Genomic DNA, 15361 nt, shown 5'->3' on the forward strand with positions numbered 1-15361 from the left:
AGCGAAAGTGCTATAATTTAGGTTTCCAATTAAATGTGATGAATGACAAAGAATTAGAAGCTTTAATAAAAGAGCTAGGTCTTTCCATAACTATTCCACCACAAGCTAAAGAAGCTTATCATATAGTAACGGCACCCCCTCAAGGGTTTCCCTCAATAGACATTATCAGACCGAATGGCTCATCGAAGTTCTATCTCATCTCAATGGGAATACTAATTCACCCTAACCACAAAGCTGCTATCAATGAAATGAAAAAGGAAGATAAGAAGAAGTTCTTTCAGGAACTAACGGAAGACCTCCTTAAGATGGGTGTAGACTTTGCTTTTTTACCTCCAGGGACTGAAACGCCTGAGGTAATTCAAGTCTTAAGACTAGTCTTCATGGACTCACTAACCCCTAACGAGTTCTTAAACGCATATTATACAGTTAGAAACGCTGGGATGTTAGTTATAGCTAAAATAAATTACAAATTCGGTAATGTCCAAGGAGAAAGCAAGGGATCTCTTAGGTATGTCTAAAAGAAAAACAAAGATAATTTCGACTTTAGGTCCTGCTAGCGAAAAAGTCATCGACGAGTTGCTGAAATACGTAGACATTATAAGGCTGAACTTTGCACATGGGGACAAAGATCAGCATAAAAGATATTTTGAACTGGTCAATAATAGAGCTCCTATTCTAGTAGACTTACCGGGACCCAAGCTAAGAATAGGTGTATTAGAGAAAGAACCTATCACATTAAAAAACGGTGATCTAGTAACCTTCGGAGATGAAGAGATTCCGGTTGAAGATCCTATTTTCTTTAAGCTGATAAAAGTAGGGACTGAAGTACTCATAGCCGATGGCGTAATAAGAGTAGAAATAACTGAAGTCAATGAAAACTCAGCTAAGGGCGTAGTAAAAGAAGGAGGGTTGCTAACTTCGAGAAAAGGGATTAATATCCCTGACGCCGATATTCCTTTAGGGATCACTCCAAAGGATCTTGAGCTTTTAAAAGAGGCATTAAATTTAGGTGCAACCTACATAGGCTTATCTTTTGTGGTGAGTGAGGACGATATCAGAAAAGTTAAGGAAGTAGTAAAAGGAAAAGCTTGGGTCGTAGCTAAAATCGAGAAGAAAGCTGCCCTCAAGAACTTGAAAAATATCGTGAAGGAAGCTGACGCAATAATGGTCGCCAGAGGCGATTTAGGTGTAGAAGTAGGGCTACCTAATCTTCCTCAGACACAAAGGAAAATAGTTAACGTATCAAGAAAGTACGGTAAGCCCGTCATTCTAGCCACACAAGTTCTCGAGTCAATGGTTAACTCTCCTTTACCTACAAGAGCGGAGACTATTGATGTAGCGAATTCCGTTTCACAAGGAGTTGATGCGATAATGCTAAGTGACGAGACTGCTATGGGTAAGTACCCTCTAGAAGCGGTTAAGACTTTAAACGATCTGATAATATCCGTCGAAAGATCTTTCAAACCTAAAAAGACTCAGCTATACATGAACGTTGATGAGGCTGTAGCATATTCTGCAGTAATAGCTAGCATACTGTCTTCCGCCTCACTTATCATAACATATACTAGGACTGGATCCTCAGCCCTAAGAATATCACGATTAAGACCTGTTGTGCCGATAATAACCTTAACACCGTCTGAGGACTTAATTAAATTCCTGAAAATATGTTACGGTGTATCCCCCAAAAAAGTGGAGGAATTAAAAAGTTTGGACGACATTGTAAAGAGAGCTAGAGAAGAAGCGATTCAAATGGGTCATAAGGGATTTATAGTTATAGTCGGAGGAGTGTACGGAGATAAAGGGGAAACTACTAGATTTTTAAAAGTAGAAGAGTTAGATTAGTGATTCACCACCTAAAGGCCGAATTAAAAATTTTTATACATTATTTCAAAAAGAGAAAGTTATGACATTAGATGCTCTGTTTAAACCCAAGAGTATAGCTGTTATAGGAGCTTCGAGGCACAAAGAAAAGGTAGGAAACGTTGTTTTCAGAAACTTACTCGCAACATATCACGGCAAATTATATCCAGTGAACACGAAGGCTGAGGACGTTGAAGGAATAAAGGCTTTTAAAAGCGTAAAAGAGATCCCAGACCCGGTAGACTTAGTAGTAATTACAGTTCCCCGAGAAGCAGTACCGACTGTAATGGAAGAAGCAGTCGAGAAACAAGTCAAGGCTGCTATAGTGATAACTGCTGGGTTTAAGGAGGTTGGAGAGGAAAAACTGGAGAACGAGATTATCAATATAGCTAGGAAAGGTAGTATTAGGGTATTAGGGCCTAATACCTTTGGAATTATTACTCCAGAGTTAAACGCTACTTTCGCCTACTCCGATGTCAAGAGGGGGAATATCGCACTAGTGGTTCAGAGCGGTGGGCTAGGGGTCTACATGTTAAACTGGGCTCAGAAAAACAGAATAGGCATAAGTTATATGGTGAGCTTAGGCAATCAGGCTGATGTAAAGGAGTATGAGGTGTTGGAGTACTTATCACATGATGCCGAAACTAAATCAATATTCGTGTATTTAGAAGGAGTATCAGACGGAAGTGCTTTCTTAGAGACTCTCCCTGAAGTAACTAAGAGAAAACCAGTAGTATTCCTGAAAGGAGGAACAACATCTAACGGTGCTGCAGCAGCTAAAACCCATACCGGCTCTTTAGCTGGCTCATTTGAAGTTTTCAGAGCTGCCGTGAGGACTGGTGGAGGAATTTTAGTTGAAAACCTCCATGACCTATTAAACCTAGCTAAGATACTAATGTATTCCGAACCTATAAGAGATCAAATATTAGTGATCACTAATTCAGGAGGACATGGCGTTTTGACTTCTGACGAAATCGAAAAGAACGGGTTGAAGTTAGTTGAAATACCATCATGGATGCAGGAGGAATTAAGGAAAGTCTTACCTCCTACCTCAATGCCTAAGAATCCTTTAGATTTAACCGGAGATGCTAACAGAGACAGATACTTGTCTGCGCTAAAAGTTGTCTCTAACTTAGACTGTACTAAACTAGTAATAGTCCAAGCCTTACCGATGGTAAGCTGCTCTGACGTAGCTAGGGTTATCACATCTTATAAGGGAAAGGGAATAATCGGAATAACGATGGGTCTCGATGAGGACTTTGCACTTAAAATACTCGAGAGCGCTGGAATGCCGGCGTATACTTTCCCAGAAGATGCCGTTAAGGCAATAAGGTATCTTGTTAAGAAACCCGAGCCTAGAAAGAAAATAAGAGTAGCACAACCCATCGAGGCTGCTGTTGAACTCACTAAAGGAAAGTCTACTTTACGTGATTACGAAGCGTTAAAATTAATGGAAATTTACGGTATCAGGACGCCTAAATGGGGTGTAGCAGAGAGCGAAGATGAAGCTCAGAGAATTGCAGACAACATAGGTTATCCGGTTGTGATGAAGATCTCTCCTGACCAGCCACTTCATAAAACGGAGTTGAAAGGAGTAATTGTAAACGTTGAAAAGGATCAGGTTAAAGAAGTATATAAACAGTTGAGCAAGCAGACAAAAAGAGTGTTAATTCAGGAGCAACTTTCAGGCTTAGAGATATTCGTGGGGGGACTGAAGGATCCAGTTTTCGGGCATGTTGTGTTGGTAGGAAGTGGTGGAATCTATGTTGACGTCCTGAAAAACGTTTCCTATGCATTATCCCCAGTGTACGAAGACGAGGCACAAGAATTATTGCAAGAGAGTAAGATTCATGACATGTTGCATGCAAGAAAAAGAGGTTATGATGAAGGATCTCTAATAAGGACTATAATTACTGTCTCGAGAATGATAGTAGACCTCGACATTAAAGAAATGGACATAAACCCGCTATTCGTAAACGAAAGAGGAGCCTTTGCTACCGACGTTAGGATTTTGTTAAAGTAATGAAAAATTTTAAAAAAATTAGCTTACAAAAATAAGGACGTATGATCCTTCTAAATTTTCTTTCACATCTTGGTATATCGTTTGAGTTCCGTTCAGATAATGCTGAAATATTGAAGTAGTGTTCACATAAACGAGTATTCCTCCTTGCAAGGTATATAACTGCCCTAGTGGTATGACATAAATACTATTAACAAACGTAGCGTTAGCTGTTTCTAATTGTAAAATTCCCAAATGCAAATCTCCCACGGGTATCTGATAAAACTTATTTGCATCACTAACATTTACAAGAAATATTGCAGAACCTAACTGAGGACTGTAATAGACATACTTGTAAATTTGAGAAGGTATTATAGCTTGTAAACACGCTATCTGAGCCCCGGTAGTGACATTGCTTATTATGATTTTTATAGAAGAGTTATGAGCGACAAAATTTATTATATTTGTTACGTTGTTGCTGAAATAGCTCGTAGCACCGACATACGTGGTGTTTACAACGTTAATAACAGTATAAAGGGGATAGACTGCTAGATATAAAGGTTGTGCAGTGAAAGGAGCTTCCGCATTTGTAGGAATTACTAAAATTGCTATTGCTAGGAAAAATAAAGATAATATCAGCCTTCTCATTTATAAAAGATATAACGTATAAGATTTATTAATTTTATCCTAATATTGTTTAATTTTTGTCAATTTTATTAGACTAATTAAGATAAAACTAAATGTGGGTATCTTAATCTCTAAGTTGACAGAAATTAGAAAAGCTTTTAATTTAGAGTAATTCTAATTTACTTGATGGACTTTAATAAGCAGTACAAAGAGGAATTATTTGACTCAGAAGTTTACTTAGAGCTCGGCAAAAAAGAATCTGATCCAGTAGCTAAAGCTTTTCTCTTCAGAATGGCAGAAATGGAGAAAAAACATGCCTCAATCTGGAAGGAGATCAGTGAAAAAAGAGGAATTAGGATTGGAAAACTAGGAATTAATGATAAGTTAATGATAAAATTTTACGGAATTATAAGAAAAGTTCTAGGACTGGAACTCACACTCAGACTATTGGAAAGTAACGAGGAAAACGACATAGAGAAATACAACGAATTGGCGAAAAGTGAAGAACTAGACGAGAATGAGAGAGAAAAAATGAGAGAAATAAGCATCGACGAAGCCGTTCACGAGGAAATGTTAACTACAATAAAAGCAAAGGATGTGAGCGATTTCGTTTACGGGATTAGTGATGGTCTGATTGAGGTATTGGCAGCTACATCAGGGATAGCAGGAGCAGTAAGTAACCCATTAGTTGTTGCATTATCTGGGCTCATTGTAGGAATTTCGGGGACACTCTCCATGAGCATAGGAGCTTATCTATCTACTAAATCCGAGAAAGAAATCAATGAGCATAAGAGGGAAAAAGTAAAGATACAGAAATTGGTAGATAGAGGAGAAGTCTCGAAAAAATTATCCCACATCTTGTCAGAACTCGGAATCAAGGATAAAATAGCACAAAATATCTCTCCACAACTGGTAGATGTGGCTGAAGATATAATTGCACCAAAGGTTGACGAAAGTCCTCTGAAAAGCTCAGCAGTAACCGGACTCTCTTATATCGTGGGAGCAATAATACCGATAATACCCTATTTTCTAAGGCTCGGTGGGATGTTAGGACTGATAACCTCTTATGTTATAGCCGGGATATCGATTTTCTTGGTAGGATTTATGATAGGGCTACTCAGCGACGTAAATCCCAAGAAAAAAGGCTTAGAAATGATGGGGTTAGGTATAAGTGCTGCAATTGCAACGCATTTACTAGGGCTACTAGCTTCGCTGGTAATTTGAGATATCAAGAAGGAATGAACTTATTACTTCGTAGGTTTTTTCTAACTCCTGAAATGTTACATATTCATCATAAGAGTGGGCTAGGTTAAGTTCACCAGGGCCATAAATTATGGTGGGAACCCCTTTATATCTGAAAAACCTCCCGTCAGTAGCCCCAGTCATGATGTACTTAATAGGGTTGACGTTTAACCTCCTCATAATCACGTTTTCCAAAAGCTTGACATAAGTATTATCTGGTGAAGTATAATTTGGCTCAGAGATATTAAACGGTTCAACCTTAACTCCTTCCGCTAGTTCCTCTACCAGAGCTATGGCATCATTTACGGTAATACCCGGAGGAATCCTCATGTCCACTTCAGCCTCAGCGTAATCAGGAACAACATTCACCTTAACACCACCCCTAATGACACCAGGATTGAATGATATGGAGAGGTAATCTTTCTCAGTATTCATATCAGCCTTAGCTCTTAACAGTTCCACAACTTCTTTAGGAGTGCCTATATTGTAATCGGATATCTTCTGTAGAGACGTTAATGAGCGAATAAGCTTCATAATAGCATTTTCACCGAGTGAGGGTAAACTTCCGTGAGCAGATTTGCCCACACTGACTAATTTAACTTGAAGAAGTCCTTTTTCACCAAGGCAAATCGAATTTGAACCCGAGGGTTCACTGATCAGTACTAAGTCCGGTTTAAACACCTCAGCCAATTTCATAGACCCGTGAAACCCACCTGTCTCTTCGTCGGGAACGGCAGTGAAAACCAAATCGTATTCCAGTTTATCGGCCAAGTCAGAGAAAACCTTCATAAGTACGGCTAAACCACCTTTCATGTCAGTTGCCCCTCTACCATAGACTAAGTTTTCTAATATTAAGCCTGAAAAAGGATTATTCTTCCACCTTTTTTCATCTCCCACCGGCACTACGTCGTAATGTCCGTTCAACATGACATGATTTTTATCCCTCGGTTTGCTTTGAGAAATTACTACTGGCCACCCTCTATCGAATTCTATAATTGAAGCGGAAAACCCTCTCTGACTAAGATAGTCCTTGATAAACTCGGCTCCTTCTTTTAGGCTATTCCCTGGGGGATTAAGTGTTGGTATTTTAATTAATTTTGATGTTATGTCTACCACTTCTTCAACTTTATTGTTCATATTGAGATTTTGGTGTTTTATAATCATAAATAATTGTTCTAAATAGTATTCATAAAATCAACGTAATCTATAATTATTAATTAGATAAATGTTCACTACGTGTGAATAAACGTTAAATACAAGATGTTGATTAAGGAATAAATGTACAGTAATTAATAATGTGAAATATTGTTCATTTAATTTTTAAATCAATTAAAGTCTGTATAAATGAAAAAGTGAAAAGGTAGGAATCTGATGTGATCTTATGAAACTTCAAAACATTGAAATTTCCTCAATATTATCACCAGAAGCAAGATACGTTACCATTACTTCAAAATTTCTGCCAAATTTAGCTGACGAAGTGCCTGTTTTCACGTCATATAATGGAGAGAAAGTAAAGTTAAGAGAACTAATAATACTATCAGAAAGGACGGGGAAGAAGATCATCACCGGTTATAAATACGATTTAGAAGTTAAGGAAGGTGACGGAGGATTAACGTCGCTATATGACGTTGACCAAGTAATCCTCACTATGAAAGCAAAAAAATATAATGAGTTTATGACTACGACCTTAATTTTTATAGGTCTGAAAGAAGGGAGCCCCGAAAAAGCTCTAGTCTTGCACGACGTTCCTGTTCTAGCCAAAAATAAGACTGACTTAATTGATCAAATAAAGGGTTATTTGAGAACTTTTCACGGAATCGAAATTGATCACATCCCAGCTAAGTTTAAGGTAGAACACAAACATCTAGTTAAGGCAAAACTAATTGACGTTGACTATGCGTTTAGTCTGTTCAACTTATAACGACTTTCTCTTCTTTTTTAGTACTCTTCTCTTTCTTAGTCTCGTAACTTTCCATAGGTTTTATTTTATCTTCACCATTTTTAGTCTTCTCTCCCATAATTCTCTTTTGCAATTGAATTATAGCTCTAGCTAAGGCTTCTGGCCTTGTTGGACATCCCGGAGCGTAAATATCCACTGGAATTCCAATTTCTGAAGGTAATACCGTATTATAAGAGTTCCAGAATATTCCACCTTCTAACGAACATGCCCCCATAGCAATCACAAACTTAGGTTCGGGCATCTGATCATAAACAATCTTAGCAGCCCTAGCCATTTTTCTAGTCAACGTCCCCTCAATAACTAATAAGTTTGTCTGCCTTGCTGACGAGAAAGGTAAAACTCCAAATCTCTCTGAGTCAAATCTTCCCGCCGCAAATGCACCGAATTCGGTTCCACAACAACTAGTAGTCAAGTGTGGTGGCCACAAGGAGAAAGCTAATCCCCAATCTCTTAATTCTTTGATAGGCTTTCTGTTTATTAACCATTGAATAGCCTTCTTTGCAGCTTCCTGAACATTTCCAGTAAGTAATAATTGATCTGACATCAAAATCTATTTCTCACCATTTCTTAAAACCTTTAATTAATACCCCTATCATAAAAGTATATATAGTAATATTTTTGTTATATGAAAATTTCTTCGATATTTAAACATTGTAGGGCTTTTTAAGCCCGTCTTCATCAATCCGAGATCACCTCATCAATCACCGTTCAGGAAAGTCAGCATAGAGCGCCCCAGCCATCAATCGCTTCTCGTTGGTTCCTCATCACCACTTTTTTATTCACAATGGCAGTTTAAAATGTATGACTTTGATCCTTAAAATTGATCCCTTAAATCCTGAGATTGACAAAATTAGACTAGCAGCTGAAGTCATAAAGAAAGGAGGTACTGTAGCATTCCCTACAGAGACAGTCTACGGTTTAGGAGCGAACGCATTCGACGGCAATGCTTGCCTTAAGATCTTTCAAGCGAAGAATAGACCGGTAGATAATCCCCTAATAGTTCACATATCCGATATTGAACAACTATACGAAGTAGCCTCAGAAATCCCAGATAAAGTACTAGAGTTAGCACAAACTGTTTGGCCAGGGCCCTTAACATTTATACTGAAGAAGACCGAGAAAGTACCTAAAGAGGTAACAGCTAACTTAGATACTGTAGCAGTTAGAATGCCGGCTCATCCTATAGCACTACAGTTGATTAGGGAGAGTGGAGTCCCTATTGCGGCTCCAAGTGCGAATTTAGCCACGAAACCAAGCCCTACAAAGGCTGAGGACGTCATAGCTGACATGAACGGGAGGGTTGACGTAATAATTGATGGTGGACATACTTTCTTCGGCGTTGAATCAACTATTATTAACGTCACGGTTAATCCACCAGTGCTTCTGAGACCAGGTCCCTTCACAGTTGAAGAACTGAGAAAGTTCTTCCCAGATTTAATAATCCCAGAATTTGCTGAGGGTAAGAGAGAAGCTGAAATAGCCTTAGCGCCCGGCATGAAGTACAAGCATTATGCACCTTCAACCAAGTTAATAGTTGTAGAGAACAGAGAGATCCTTGACCAAGTAATTAAACTGGTTAGCCAGAAATACAAGGTAGGGTTACTTCTGAGCAAGGAGTTAGCTGAAAAATATAAGGGTTATACCACTCTCGTACTAGGTAGTGATGAAAACTTGTACGAGGTAGCTAGGAATTTGTTTGACTCTTTTAGGGAATTAGATAAGCTGAACGTAGACATAGGAATAATGGTTGGTTTTCCCGAAAAAGGAATAGGTTTCGCGATTATGAACAGAGCTAGGAAAGCCTCAGCTTTTTCAATTGTGAAAAAAATAGAGGATGTGTACAAATATGTTAGTCTTTAAGTTCCCTAGCGTAACTTCAACACAAGACCTAAGTGAAGCAATTTATACCATGATCAATGCAGACAAATTCGTAGTAGTCGCTGAGGAACAGACTAAGGCAAGAGGTAGGTATAAAAGGGAATGGTATTCTCCAAAGGGGGGACTGTGGTTCACTTATGTAATGAAGGGTTTTAATCCAGAGAGGATACCGTTTACAACTCTCACAGTGTCTTTGGCTATCAGAGAGGTTGTAGGTAAGTACGTTGATGCCTATATAAGGTGGCCTAATGACATAGTAACCCGTAACGGTAAGGTAGGAGGAATATTAGTTGAAGGAATAGTTGAAGGAAGTAAAGCTACAGTCTTCATAGGAGCGGGGATAGATACTAACGTGGATTCCTTTCCTCAAGGAGTTAAGGCCACGTCCATAAAACTAGAAACTGGTAAGTTGATGGATAACGATGAACTACTTAAGGACGTGATAGCTAGAATCGACTACTTTCTGTTCCTTGAAGACGATAAGGTCATCGAAGGGATTAACAAATACTTGTCAATTAAGAATAGGACTGTTAAACTACTGGGGAAAGATTGGGAAAGGCAATGTAAGGCTCTATTCGTTGACTTTATGGGAAGACTGGTAACTGAATGCGGTATCTTCGAAGTAGAGGAAGTATTAAGAGTAGAAGAATTATGACAAGTAAAAAGACCTTTTAGTATAAGAAATTAAATCGCTCTTTCCATTACTTTACTACAAGTACCGGTACTTTAGCATCTTCAACTATTTTTGTTGAAACACTACCCAATATTATCCTCTTGAAAGTCGACAATCCTCTACTACCCGTAACTATTAGATCACTTCCGTTCTTAGCTACATATTCAAGGATCGCTGTTGCTGGATCTCCTTCTAATACTACAGCATCGACCTCTTTTACACCGCGTTGCTGAGCTTTGGACTTAGCGTTCTCCACATCAGTTTTAGCCTTGTTATACACTTGTTGAATTACTTCTCCAGGGATCGGGGCTACTCCCATTCCCAACAATGCAGCTGTGTCTACGACCTCAACCACGTCTAATTTTGCATTATATTTACTTGCCAAATCAATAGCTACATCTAATGCTCTAATCGCGTGGTCTGAACCATCATACGCTACGAGAATCTTTTTAAACATATTTGATCACTTTCTATCTCTTAGAATTCATTTAAAAAACTCACGCTATATTAATGCCAGATATTTTTAGTGAACGTGTATAGACATTCCCTTTTAAATCCTTCACTCCAATACCTCCAATTATCCCTTTCAACATTTCTTTTAGTGTCCCGGTTATTACAACTTCCCTTACAGCAACACCATCATACCATGCTACTGAACCTACTACCGAAAACTCTCCAGTGTCGAAATTACTGGTATGAACACCTTGTACTTGATCCACGACTATTACGTCATCCTCGACATTAGCGACAACATCAATATCAAGGACAGAAGATGAGATTACCGGTGGTGAGGAATAGGATCTTGAGGAGGAATGAGTGTTTTCTTTACCCGCTTTCCTTGACCAATAAGTATTGGACAGAAATGTGGTGACTTTTCCTTTGTTTATAATACAAACCTTTTTAGAAGGTAAACCTTCACCGTCAAATGACCTGCTATAAGGAGCCCAATCAATTAGTGGGTTATCGTAAATATTAATTTTATCGTTAAGTAACTCGCCCTCTTTTAACGTGCTTTTACCCCTATAGACATTTTCGAGAGATACTGCATAAGACAAAAGAGGAGACAAAAGCGATGCGACAGCCTTGGGTGTGAATATAGCCTCCTTAAATTTTCTGTCGAGAACCACTCTTCTCTTGTATATCTCGTTCTTTTTAGTTACTTCATCTTTTATTTTCTCTATGTCTAATTTTGACAAGTCCCTTACCGTGACTCCCTCATAAAACTCCGGCGTTATGAAAGCGTCTCTCTTAAAGTTAAAAACGAGAGACACACTACCGAGGCTCCTCTCCTCAGTAACGTCTACTCCCTCAGTATTAACCACTTTTATCTGCGACACGGTGAAGTCATAATATTCCCCGATAACGTTTGCATAGTTCCTTACTTCTCCTAAAGCCTCCGCGTACTCTTTAGCTTTTTCCCTAGCTTCGTCAAGTTCGAAGTACTTCAGTCTGATCTTTTCCACTTTTTCAGGAGATGGTATAACGTTAAACTTGTCCTCTTTAGATGCTTTTGCACTTTCTATAGCTAGGTCTAACACCTTATCATCAAGAGCAGTAGAGTATGCAAAGCCCGTTTTGCCATCTTTGAAGACTCTTACGCCGTAACCGTAATCAGTGAGATTGAAAGAATAGAACTGTTCCCCTCTTTTAATTTGCAAGTTTTTCGCTTTTACTGAGAAAACTTCAGCCTGATACCCCAAGCTTTTAGCCCTTTGAACTATAGAGTACTCGTCAACCAACCAGACCACCCACCTTCATGCTCTTAACCTTTACGTAAGCACCCCCTGTTCCTACGGGCACTGATTGACCTTCCTTGCCACAGAAACCTGAGGAAAAATCTAGTTGCTTCGAGACTGCTGTCATGTCCCTAAGGGTTTCCAAGGTGTAACCAGAAATCCCAGCCATCTTTATGGGTTTTGTTACCTCACCATTTTGTATTATATAGCCTTCCTGAATTCCGAACTGGAAAGTGCCGTCCGGGCTTGTTTGACCACCTCGAGGAGAAACGAGTAAGATTCCGTATTTTGTCTCCCTTACCATTTCTTCGTATGAGTGCTCCCCAGGTGCTATAAACGTATTCCTCATCCTAACTATAACGGGATTTCTAAAGTCCTCAGCCCTAGCATTACCCGTGGGTTTCTGACCCAGATAGGCTGAATAAAATCTGTCTGTTAAATATTCGTTTACCACTCCGTTTTTCACTATGTATACGTCCCTTCCTTCAACGCCCTCATCATCATAAGGTACAACACCAATTGCCGAATTGTAATATTGCAGGGGGGAATCAACAATATTCACAAAATCCGGGGCTATTGGTTTGCCCCTTAAAGGATGAAGGATACCGTTTATGGCTAAATCGGCTTCAGCTAAGTGACCTACCGCCTCATGAGCGAATACCCCTACTACTTCTGGAGCTAAGATCACTTCGTAATTATCGGCTTTAACGCTCTCACCAATGAACTGATTCTGAATCCTTCTCTTTATTGTCTCCAATATGTGTTCTTCTCCCAATACTTCCAAAGGATAACCAATGTAAGTATATTTAGAGTAAGTAGACGAGACAATATTATCTCCCTCTCTACCGGTAACTACTATAGAGAGACCAGAAAGCGTATAATCTACCGTAATATCCCTATCGTCCGTACTTAAATACTCCCTGTGAACCTCTCCCTCGTAATACCTTATAGACACGCTCTTAACCCTGTTGTCAAGCCTTAGTATCTGTTCTCTTAATTTCTTTAAGTCATTCATCTTTTCTTCAATGCTTTTGTTAACTTGCAACTTGGGTTTGATTTCGACCTTATCGTGTTTAGGCTGTAAATATACTATGTTTACTGTTTCATCGCCTATTGCACTTTCTATCGCGTCCTTTACGTTCTCTTTTGTGATTTCCTCAGACGAGGAATAGTACCCCCAATTTCCTTTGTATAAAACTCTTAACGAATATCCATCGTCTACCCCATTTGTGGAAACTATTTCTCTATCCTCAGTTACAAGGAGGGATAATTCCTTAGTCCTTATCCTCCTTAAGTCGGCAAAGCTCGCCCCGAGTTGCTGAGCATAGTCCAGTAATGAATAGTTCATACTTTTAATCACGTAGAAAGAGTATAAATTAATGAATGTGGAAAAGATCAGCGTATCTATACCTAAAGAATTGTACGAAAGACTTGAGAAGTACATGCAAAGTAACGGGATCAGTGACAGAAGCAAAATACTACAAGCTGCTTTGAGGGATTTCTTGGATGAAAACGAGAAAGACCAGACCTATGTTATAGGGATAGTTAACCTAGTTTATGACTACGCAAGTACAGACAAGGTAACGACAATCCAGCATGAATATGAGGACAAGATAATCTCCGTATTACACCTCCATAAAGGAGAAAAATGCGTGGAAGCCATAGCTGTAAAGGGGATGAAATCAGAGTTAGTAGACTTAGTTAGCAAATTGACATCTGTGAAAGGTGTCAGTAAAGTAAAATTAATAGTCTCAGAGGTTCAAGATAATTTCCATGTCCAAGATAAGCATCAGCAATGAAGCAAGGAAGTTGGGAATCTTTATCGCTTATACTGAAGTGATAAGTATTATTGTAAGGGAGACCGATAACGGACTTGAAGAGGAGATGAAAAAGATCGAAGAGAAATATAAAGGTATAGACATTGATTCCCTGAAGGACGACCCAGTGGTTAGGGCTTATAGAGACTTTTATTGGAAAATCAAAATCGATCCTACAAAGACAAGACCTAGCGGGGAAGCACTGAGAAGGAGAATAGCTAGAAACGGAAAACTCCCAAGGATAAATAACGTGGTGGACATCGGAAATTTAGTGAGCGCGGACACTATGGTTCCTATAGGTATATACGACACAGCTCGTTTCAAATATCCATTAGTACTCAGACTGAGCGAAGGGAATGAAACATTTCTTGGCATCGGGAAGAAAGAGCCAGAAAAACTCGATAAGGACATACCTATTCTAGTCGACGATGAAGGAAAGGTAATGCACATTTACCCACATAGAGACTCCCAATTGACAAACGTCATCAACACTACTGAGAATGTCCTGATAGTAAGTGCTGGTGTTATGGGTGTTCCCGAGGAATTAGTAAGGAATGCAACGACAAGAGTTGCAGAATTATTAGTTAAATACGCTTGTGGTAAATGGAATGGAGAGGTGACAATATTATGAAAATGCTGATACTAGGATACGGGAACGTAGGAAAGTCTTTTGTAAAACTACTCCTTCAAAAAAAAGAGAGTGTACCAGAGCTAAAAGACGTAGAAATCGGCGGTATTGTAAACAGAAGAGGGATCATGTTAGGTTATAGAGATGAGTTCGAGGTGAACTTAAAAGGTGACGTTTTTACAGCTTATGAGAAAGTTAAGCCGGACATTATTATTGATATGATGACTGCAAATTACAAAGATGGAAATCCTTCCCTCACGTTATACAAGACCGCTTTAAAAGACGGGGTAAGTATTATTACAACGAATAAGGCTCCGCTAGCATTAGCCTATAGAGAAGTCATGAGCTTAGTGGGAAAAGGTAGACTAGGGTTTCAAGGGACTGTTATGAGTGGAACACCCTCAATTAACCTTTTAAGGATCCTACCTGGAGCTGAAGTCAAAAGAATTAGAGGGATCCTAAATGGAACAACCAATTTCATACTGACTAGGATGTATAAGGGGGAACCCTTTGAGGAAGCTCTAAAAGAGGCTCAGAGGTTAGGGTATGCAGAAGAAGACCCTACTCTAGACATAAACGGGTTTGACGCAGCTGCTAAGCTGACGATCTTGGCCAATTTTGCAATGAAGAAAAACGTAAGCATAAGGGACATAAAGTTTGAAGGGATACAGAATGTAAAAGAGGCAATAAGAGGAAATAAAAAAGTTAAACTGATTGCATATGCTGACGATAGTAAAATAGAAGTATTTCCGACAAAGTTAACGCCGGAAGACCCCTTATACTATATCGACGGTGTAGAAAACGCATTGGAAATTACGACCGATATACAAACTACTGTAATTAGAGGACCGGGTGCGGGACCAATAAACGCGGCTTATGGCGCTTTCTCTGACCTAATTTTATTAAAGAGAGGATTTATCTAGTCTAAATAGTTTTTCTCA

At 39.0% G+C, this 15361-nt stretch carries 16 protein-coding genes; 10 read left to right on the forward strand and 6 right to left on the reverse strand.

Annotation, left to right across the window (positions count from 1 at the left end; translation table 11 throughout):
- Nucleotides 1-38 precede the first annotated feature (38 nt).
- From WIW72_RS01740 to WIW72_RS01750, 3 genes are all read left to right on the forward strand, one after another.
- Nucleotides 39-518, forward strand: a complete 480-nt coding sequence (locus WIW72_RS01740; protein WP_337701624.1) for a DUF2299 domain-containing protein — start codon at nt 39-41, stop codon at nt 516-518.
- Entirely contained in the window at nt 478-1842 is a 1365-nt protein-coding gene (gene pyk, locus WIW72_RS01745; RefSeq protein WP_337701622.1) for a pyruvate kinase, read from the forward strand. Before WIW72_RS01740 ends, pyk begins: the two co-directional genes overlap by 41 nt.
- A gap of 61 nt (nt 1843-1903) precedes the next feature.
- A complete protein-coding gene (locus tag WIW72_RS01750; RefSeq protein ID WP_337701620.1) occupies nt 1904-3883 on the forward strand; it encodes an acetate--CoA ligase family protein in 1980 nt (659 codons plus the stop codon).
- 18 nt (nt 3884-3901) lie between these two features.
- On the opposite strand, the gene WIW72_RS01755 is transcribed toward WIW72_RS01750, so the two are convergent.
- On the reverse strand, nt 3902-4507 hold the full coding sequence (locus tag WIW72_RS01755) for a hypothetical protein (RefSeq protein WP_337701618.1): 606 nt from the start codon (nt 4505-4507) through the stop codon (nt 3902-3904).
- Between the two features lie 165 nt (nt 4508-4672).
- Between WIW72_RS01755 and WIW72_RS01760 the strand changes: the two genes are divergently transcribed.
- Nucleotides 4673-5710, forward strand: a complete 1038-nt coding sequence (locus WIW72_RS01760) for a VIT1/CCC1 transporter family protein (protein ID WP_337701616.1) — start codon at nt 4673-4675, stop codon at nt 5708-5710.
- Here the strand turns inward: WIW72_RS01760 and WIW72_RS01765 are convergent.
- Entirely contained in the window at nt 5690-6865 is a 1176-nt protein-coding gene (locus WIW72_RS01765) for a M20 family metallopeptidase (RefSeq protein WP_337721219.1), read from the reverse strand. The genes WIW72_RS01760 and WIW72_RS01765 overlap by 21 nt on opposite strands.
- A 244-nt stretch (nt 6866-7109) precedes the next feature.
- Between WIW72_RS01765 and WIW72_RS01770 the strand changes: the two genes are divergently transcribed.
- Nucleotides 7110-7649: a hypothetical protein gene (locus tag WIW72_RS01770; RefSeq protein WP_337721220.1), complete on the forward strand. Its 540-nt coding sequence runs from the start codon at nt 7110-7112 to the stop codon at nt 7647-7649.
- Here the strand turns inward: WIW72_RS01770 and WIW72_RS01775 are convergent.
- Nucleotides 7639-8232 (reverse strand): NADH-quinone oxidoreductase subunit B, encoded by a 594-nt coding sequence (locus tag WIW72_RS01775; RefSeq protein ID WP_443294756.1) that lies wholly within the window; start codon nt 8230-8232, stop codon nt 7639-7641. The two genes, WIW72_RS01770 and WIW72_RS01775, sit on opposite strands and share 11 nt — an antisense overlap.
- Nucleotides 8233-8489: 257 nt before the next feature.
- On the opposite strand from WIW72_RS01775, the gene WIW72_RS01780 reads away from it, so the two are divergent.
- Together WIW72_RS01780 and WIW72_RS01785 are read left to right on the forward strand one after the other, a co-directional pair.
- Nucleotides 8490-9548: an L-threonylcarbamoyladenylate synthase gene (locus WIW72_RS01780; RefSeq protein WP_337701610.1), complete on the forward strand. Its 1059-nt coding sequence runs from the start codon at nt 8490-8492 to the stop codon at nt 9546-9548.
- Nucleotides 9535-10221, forward strand: coding sequence for a biotin--[acetyl-CoA-carboxylase] ligase (locus WIW72_RS01785; RefSeq protein ID WP_337701608.1), 687 nt, complete (start codon nt 9535-9537; stop codon nt 10219-10221). Before WIW72_RS01780 ends, WIW72_RS01785 begins: the two co-directional genes overlap by 14 nt.
- A 46-nt stretch (nt 10222-10267) precedes the next feature.
- Here WIW72_RS01785 and WIW72_RS01790 read toward each other — a convergent pair whose 3' ends face one another.
- From WIW72_RS01790 to tldD, 3 genes are read right to left on the reverse strand one after another with little or no spacing between them, the layout of a single operon-like run.
- Nucleotides 10268-10696 carry a universal stress protein gene (locus WIW72_RS01790; protein ID WP_337701607.1) on the reverse strand — a complete coding sequence of 143 codons (429 nt, stop codon included), beginning with the start codon at nt 10694-10696 and terminating at the stop codon, nt 10268-10270.
- A 40-nt stretch (nt 10697-10736) separates the two neighbouring features.
- Nucleotides 10737-11978 carry a TldD/PmbA family protein gene (locus WIW72_RS01795; RefSeq protein WP_337701605.1) on the reverse strand — a complete coding sequence of 414 codons (1242 nt, stop codon included), beginning with the start codon at nt 11976-11978 and terminating at the stop codon, nt 10737-10739.
- Nucleotides 11971-13323: a zinc metalloprotease TldD gene (gene tldD, locus WIW72_RS01800; protein WP_337701603.1), complete on the reverse strand. Its 1353-nt coding sequence runs from the start codon at nt 13321-13323 to the stop codon at nt 11971-11973. Before tldD ends, WIW72_RS01795 begins: the two co-directional genes overlap by 8 nt.
- A gap of 31 nt (nt 13324-13354) precedes the next feature.
- Between tldD and WIW72_RS01805 the strand changes: the two genes are divergently transcribed.
- Genes WIW72_RS01805 through WIW72_RS01815 form a run of 3 tightly spaced genes read left to right on the forward strand, consistent with a single transcriptional unit; the run spans nt 13355 to nt 15343 of the window.
- Entirely contained in the window at nt 13355-13774 is a 420-nt protein-coding gene (locus WIW72_RS01805) for a CopG family ribbon-helix-helix protein (RefSeq protein WP_337701602.1), read from the forward strand.
- Nucleotides 13749-14423: a B3/B4 domain-containing protein gene (locus WIW72_RS01810; protein WP_337701601.1), complete on the forward strand. Its 675-nt coding sequence runs from the start codon at nt 13749-13751 to the stop codon at nt 14421-14423. Before WIW72_RS01805 ends, WIW72_RS01810 begins: the two co-directional genes overlap by 26 nt.
- Nucleotides 14420-15343, forward strand: coding sequence for a homoserine dehydrogenase (locus tag WIW72_RS01815; protein ID WP_337701600.1), 924 nt, complete (start codon nt 14420-14422; stop codon nt 15341-15343). Before WIW72_RS01810 ends, WIW72_RS01815 begins: the two co-directional genes overlap by 4 nt.
- Nucleotides 15344-15361: the final 18 nt, after the last annotated feature.

The organism is Stygiolobus sp. CP859M (assembly GCF_037389975.1).
Taxonomy (GTDB): Archaea; Thermoproteota; Thermoprotei_A; order Sulfolobales; family Sulfolobaceae; genus Stygiolobus.

Coding starts and splice junctions, on each gene's coding strand:
- WIW72_RS01740 (WP_337701624.1), top strand. CDS start 39: ATGAATGACAAAGAATTAGAAGCTTTAATAAAAGAGCTAGGTCTTTCC.
- pyk (WP_337701622.1), top strand. CDS start 478: ATGTCCAAGGAGAAAGCAAGGGATCTCTTAGGTATGTCTAAAAGAAAA.
- WIW72_RS01750 (WP_337701620.1), top strand. CDS start 1,904: ATGACATTAGATGCTCTGTTTAAACCCAAGAGTATAGCTGTTATAGGA.
- WIW72_RS01755 (WP_337701618.1), bottom strand. CDS start 4,507: ATGAGAAGGCTGATATTATCTTTATTTTTCCTAGCAATAGCAATTTTA.
- WIW72_RS01760 (WP_337701616.1), top strand. CDS start 4,673: ATGGACTTTAATAAGCAGTACAAAGAGGAATTATTTGACTCAGAAGTT.
- WIW72_RS01765 (WP_337721219.1), bottom strand. CDS start 6,865: ATGAACAATAAAGTTGAAGAAGTGGTAGACATAACATCAAAATTAATT.
- WIW72_RS01770 (WP_337721220.1), top strand. CDS start 7,110: ATGAAACTTCAAAACATTGAAATTTCCTCAATATTATCACCAGAAGCA.
- WIW72_RS01775 (WP_443294756.1), bottom strand. CDS start 8,232: ATGTCAGATCAATTATTACTTACTGGAAATGTTCAGGAAGCTGCAAAG.
- WIW72_RS01780 (WP_337701610.1), top strand. CDS start 8,490: ATGACTTTGATCCTTAAAATTGATCCCTTAAATCCTGAGATTGACAAA.
- WIW72_RS01785 (WP_337701608.1), top strand. CDS start 9,535: ATGTTAGTCTTTAAGTTCCCTAGCGTAACTTCAACACAAGACCTAAGT.
- WIW72_RS01790 (WP_337701607.1), bottom strand. CDS start 10,696: ATGTTTAAAAAGATTCTCGTAGCGTATGATGGTTCAGACCACGCGATT.
- tldD (WP_337701603.1), bottom strand. CDS start 13,323: ATGAACTATTCATTACTGGACTATGCTCAGCAACTCGGGGCGAGCTTT.
- WIW72_RS01805 (WP_337701602.1), top strand. CDS start 13,355: ATGAATGTGGAAAAGATCAGCGTATCTATACCTAAAGAATTGTACGAA.
- WIW72_RS01810 (WP_337701601.1), top strand. CDS start 13,749: ATGTCCAAGATAAGCATCAGCAATGAAGCAAGGAAGTTGGGAATCTTT.
- WIW72_RS01815 (WP_337701600.1), top strand. CDS start 14,420: ATGAAAATGCTGATACTAGGATACGGGAACGTAGGAAAGTCTTTTGTA.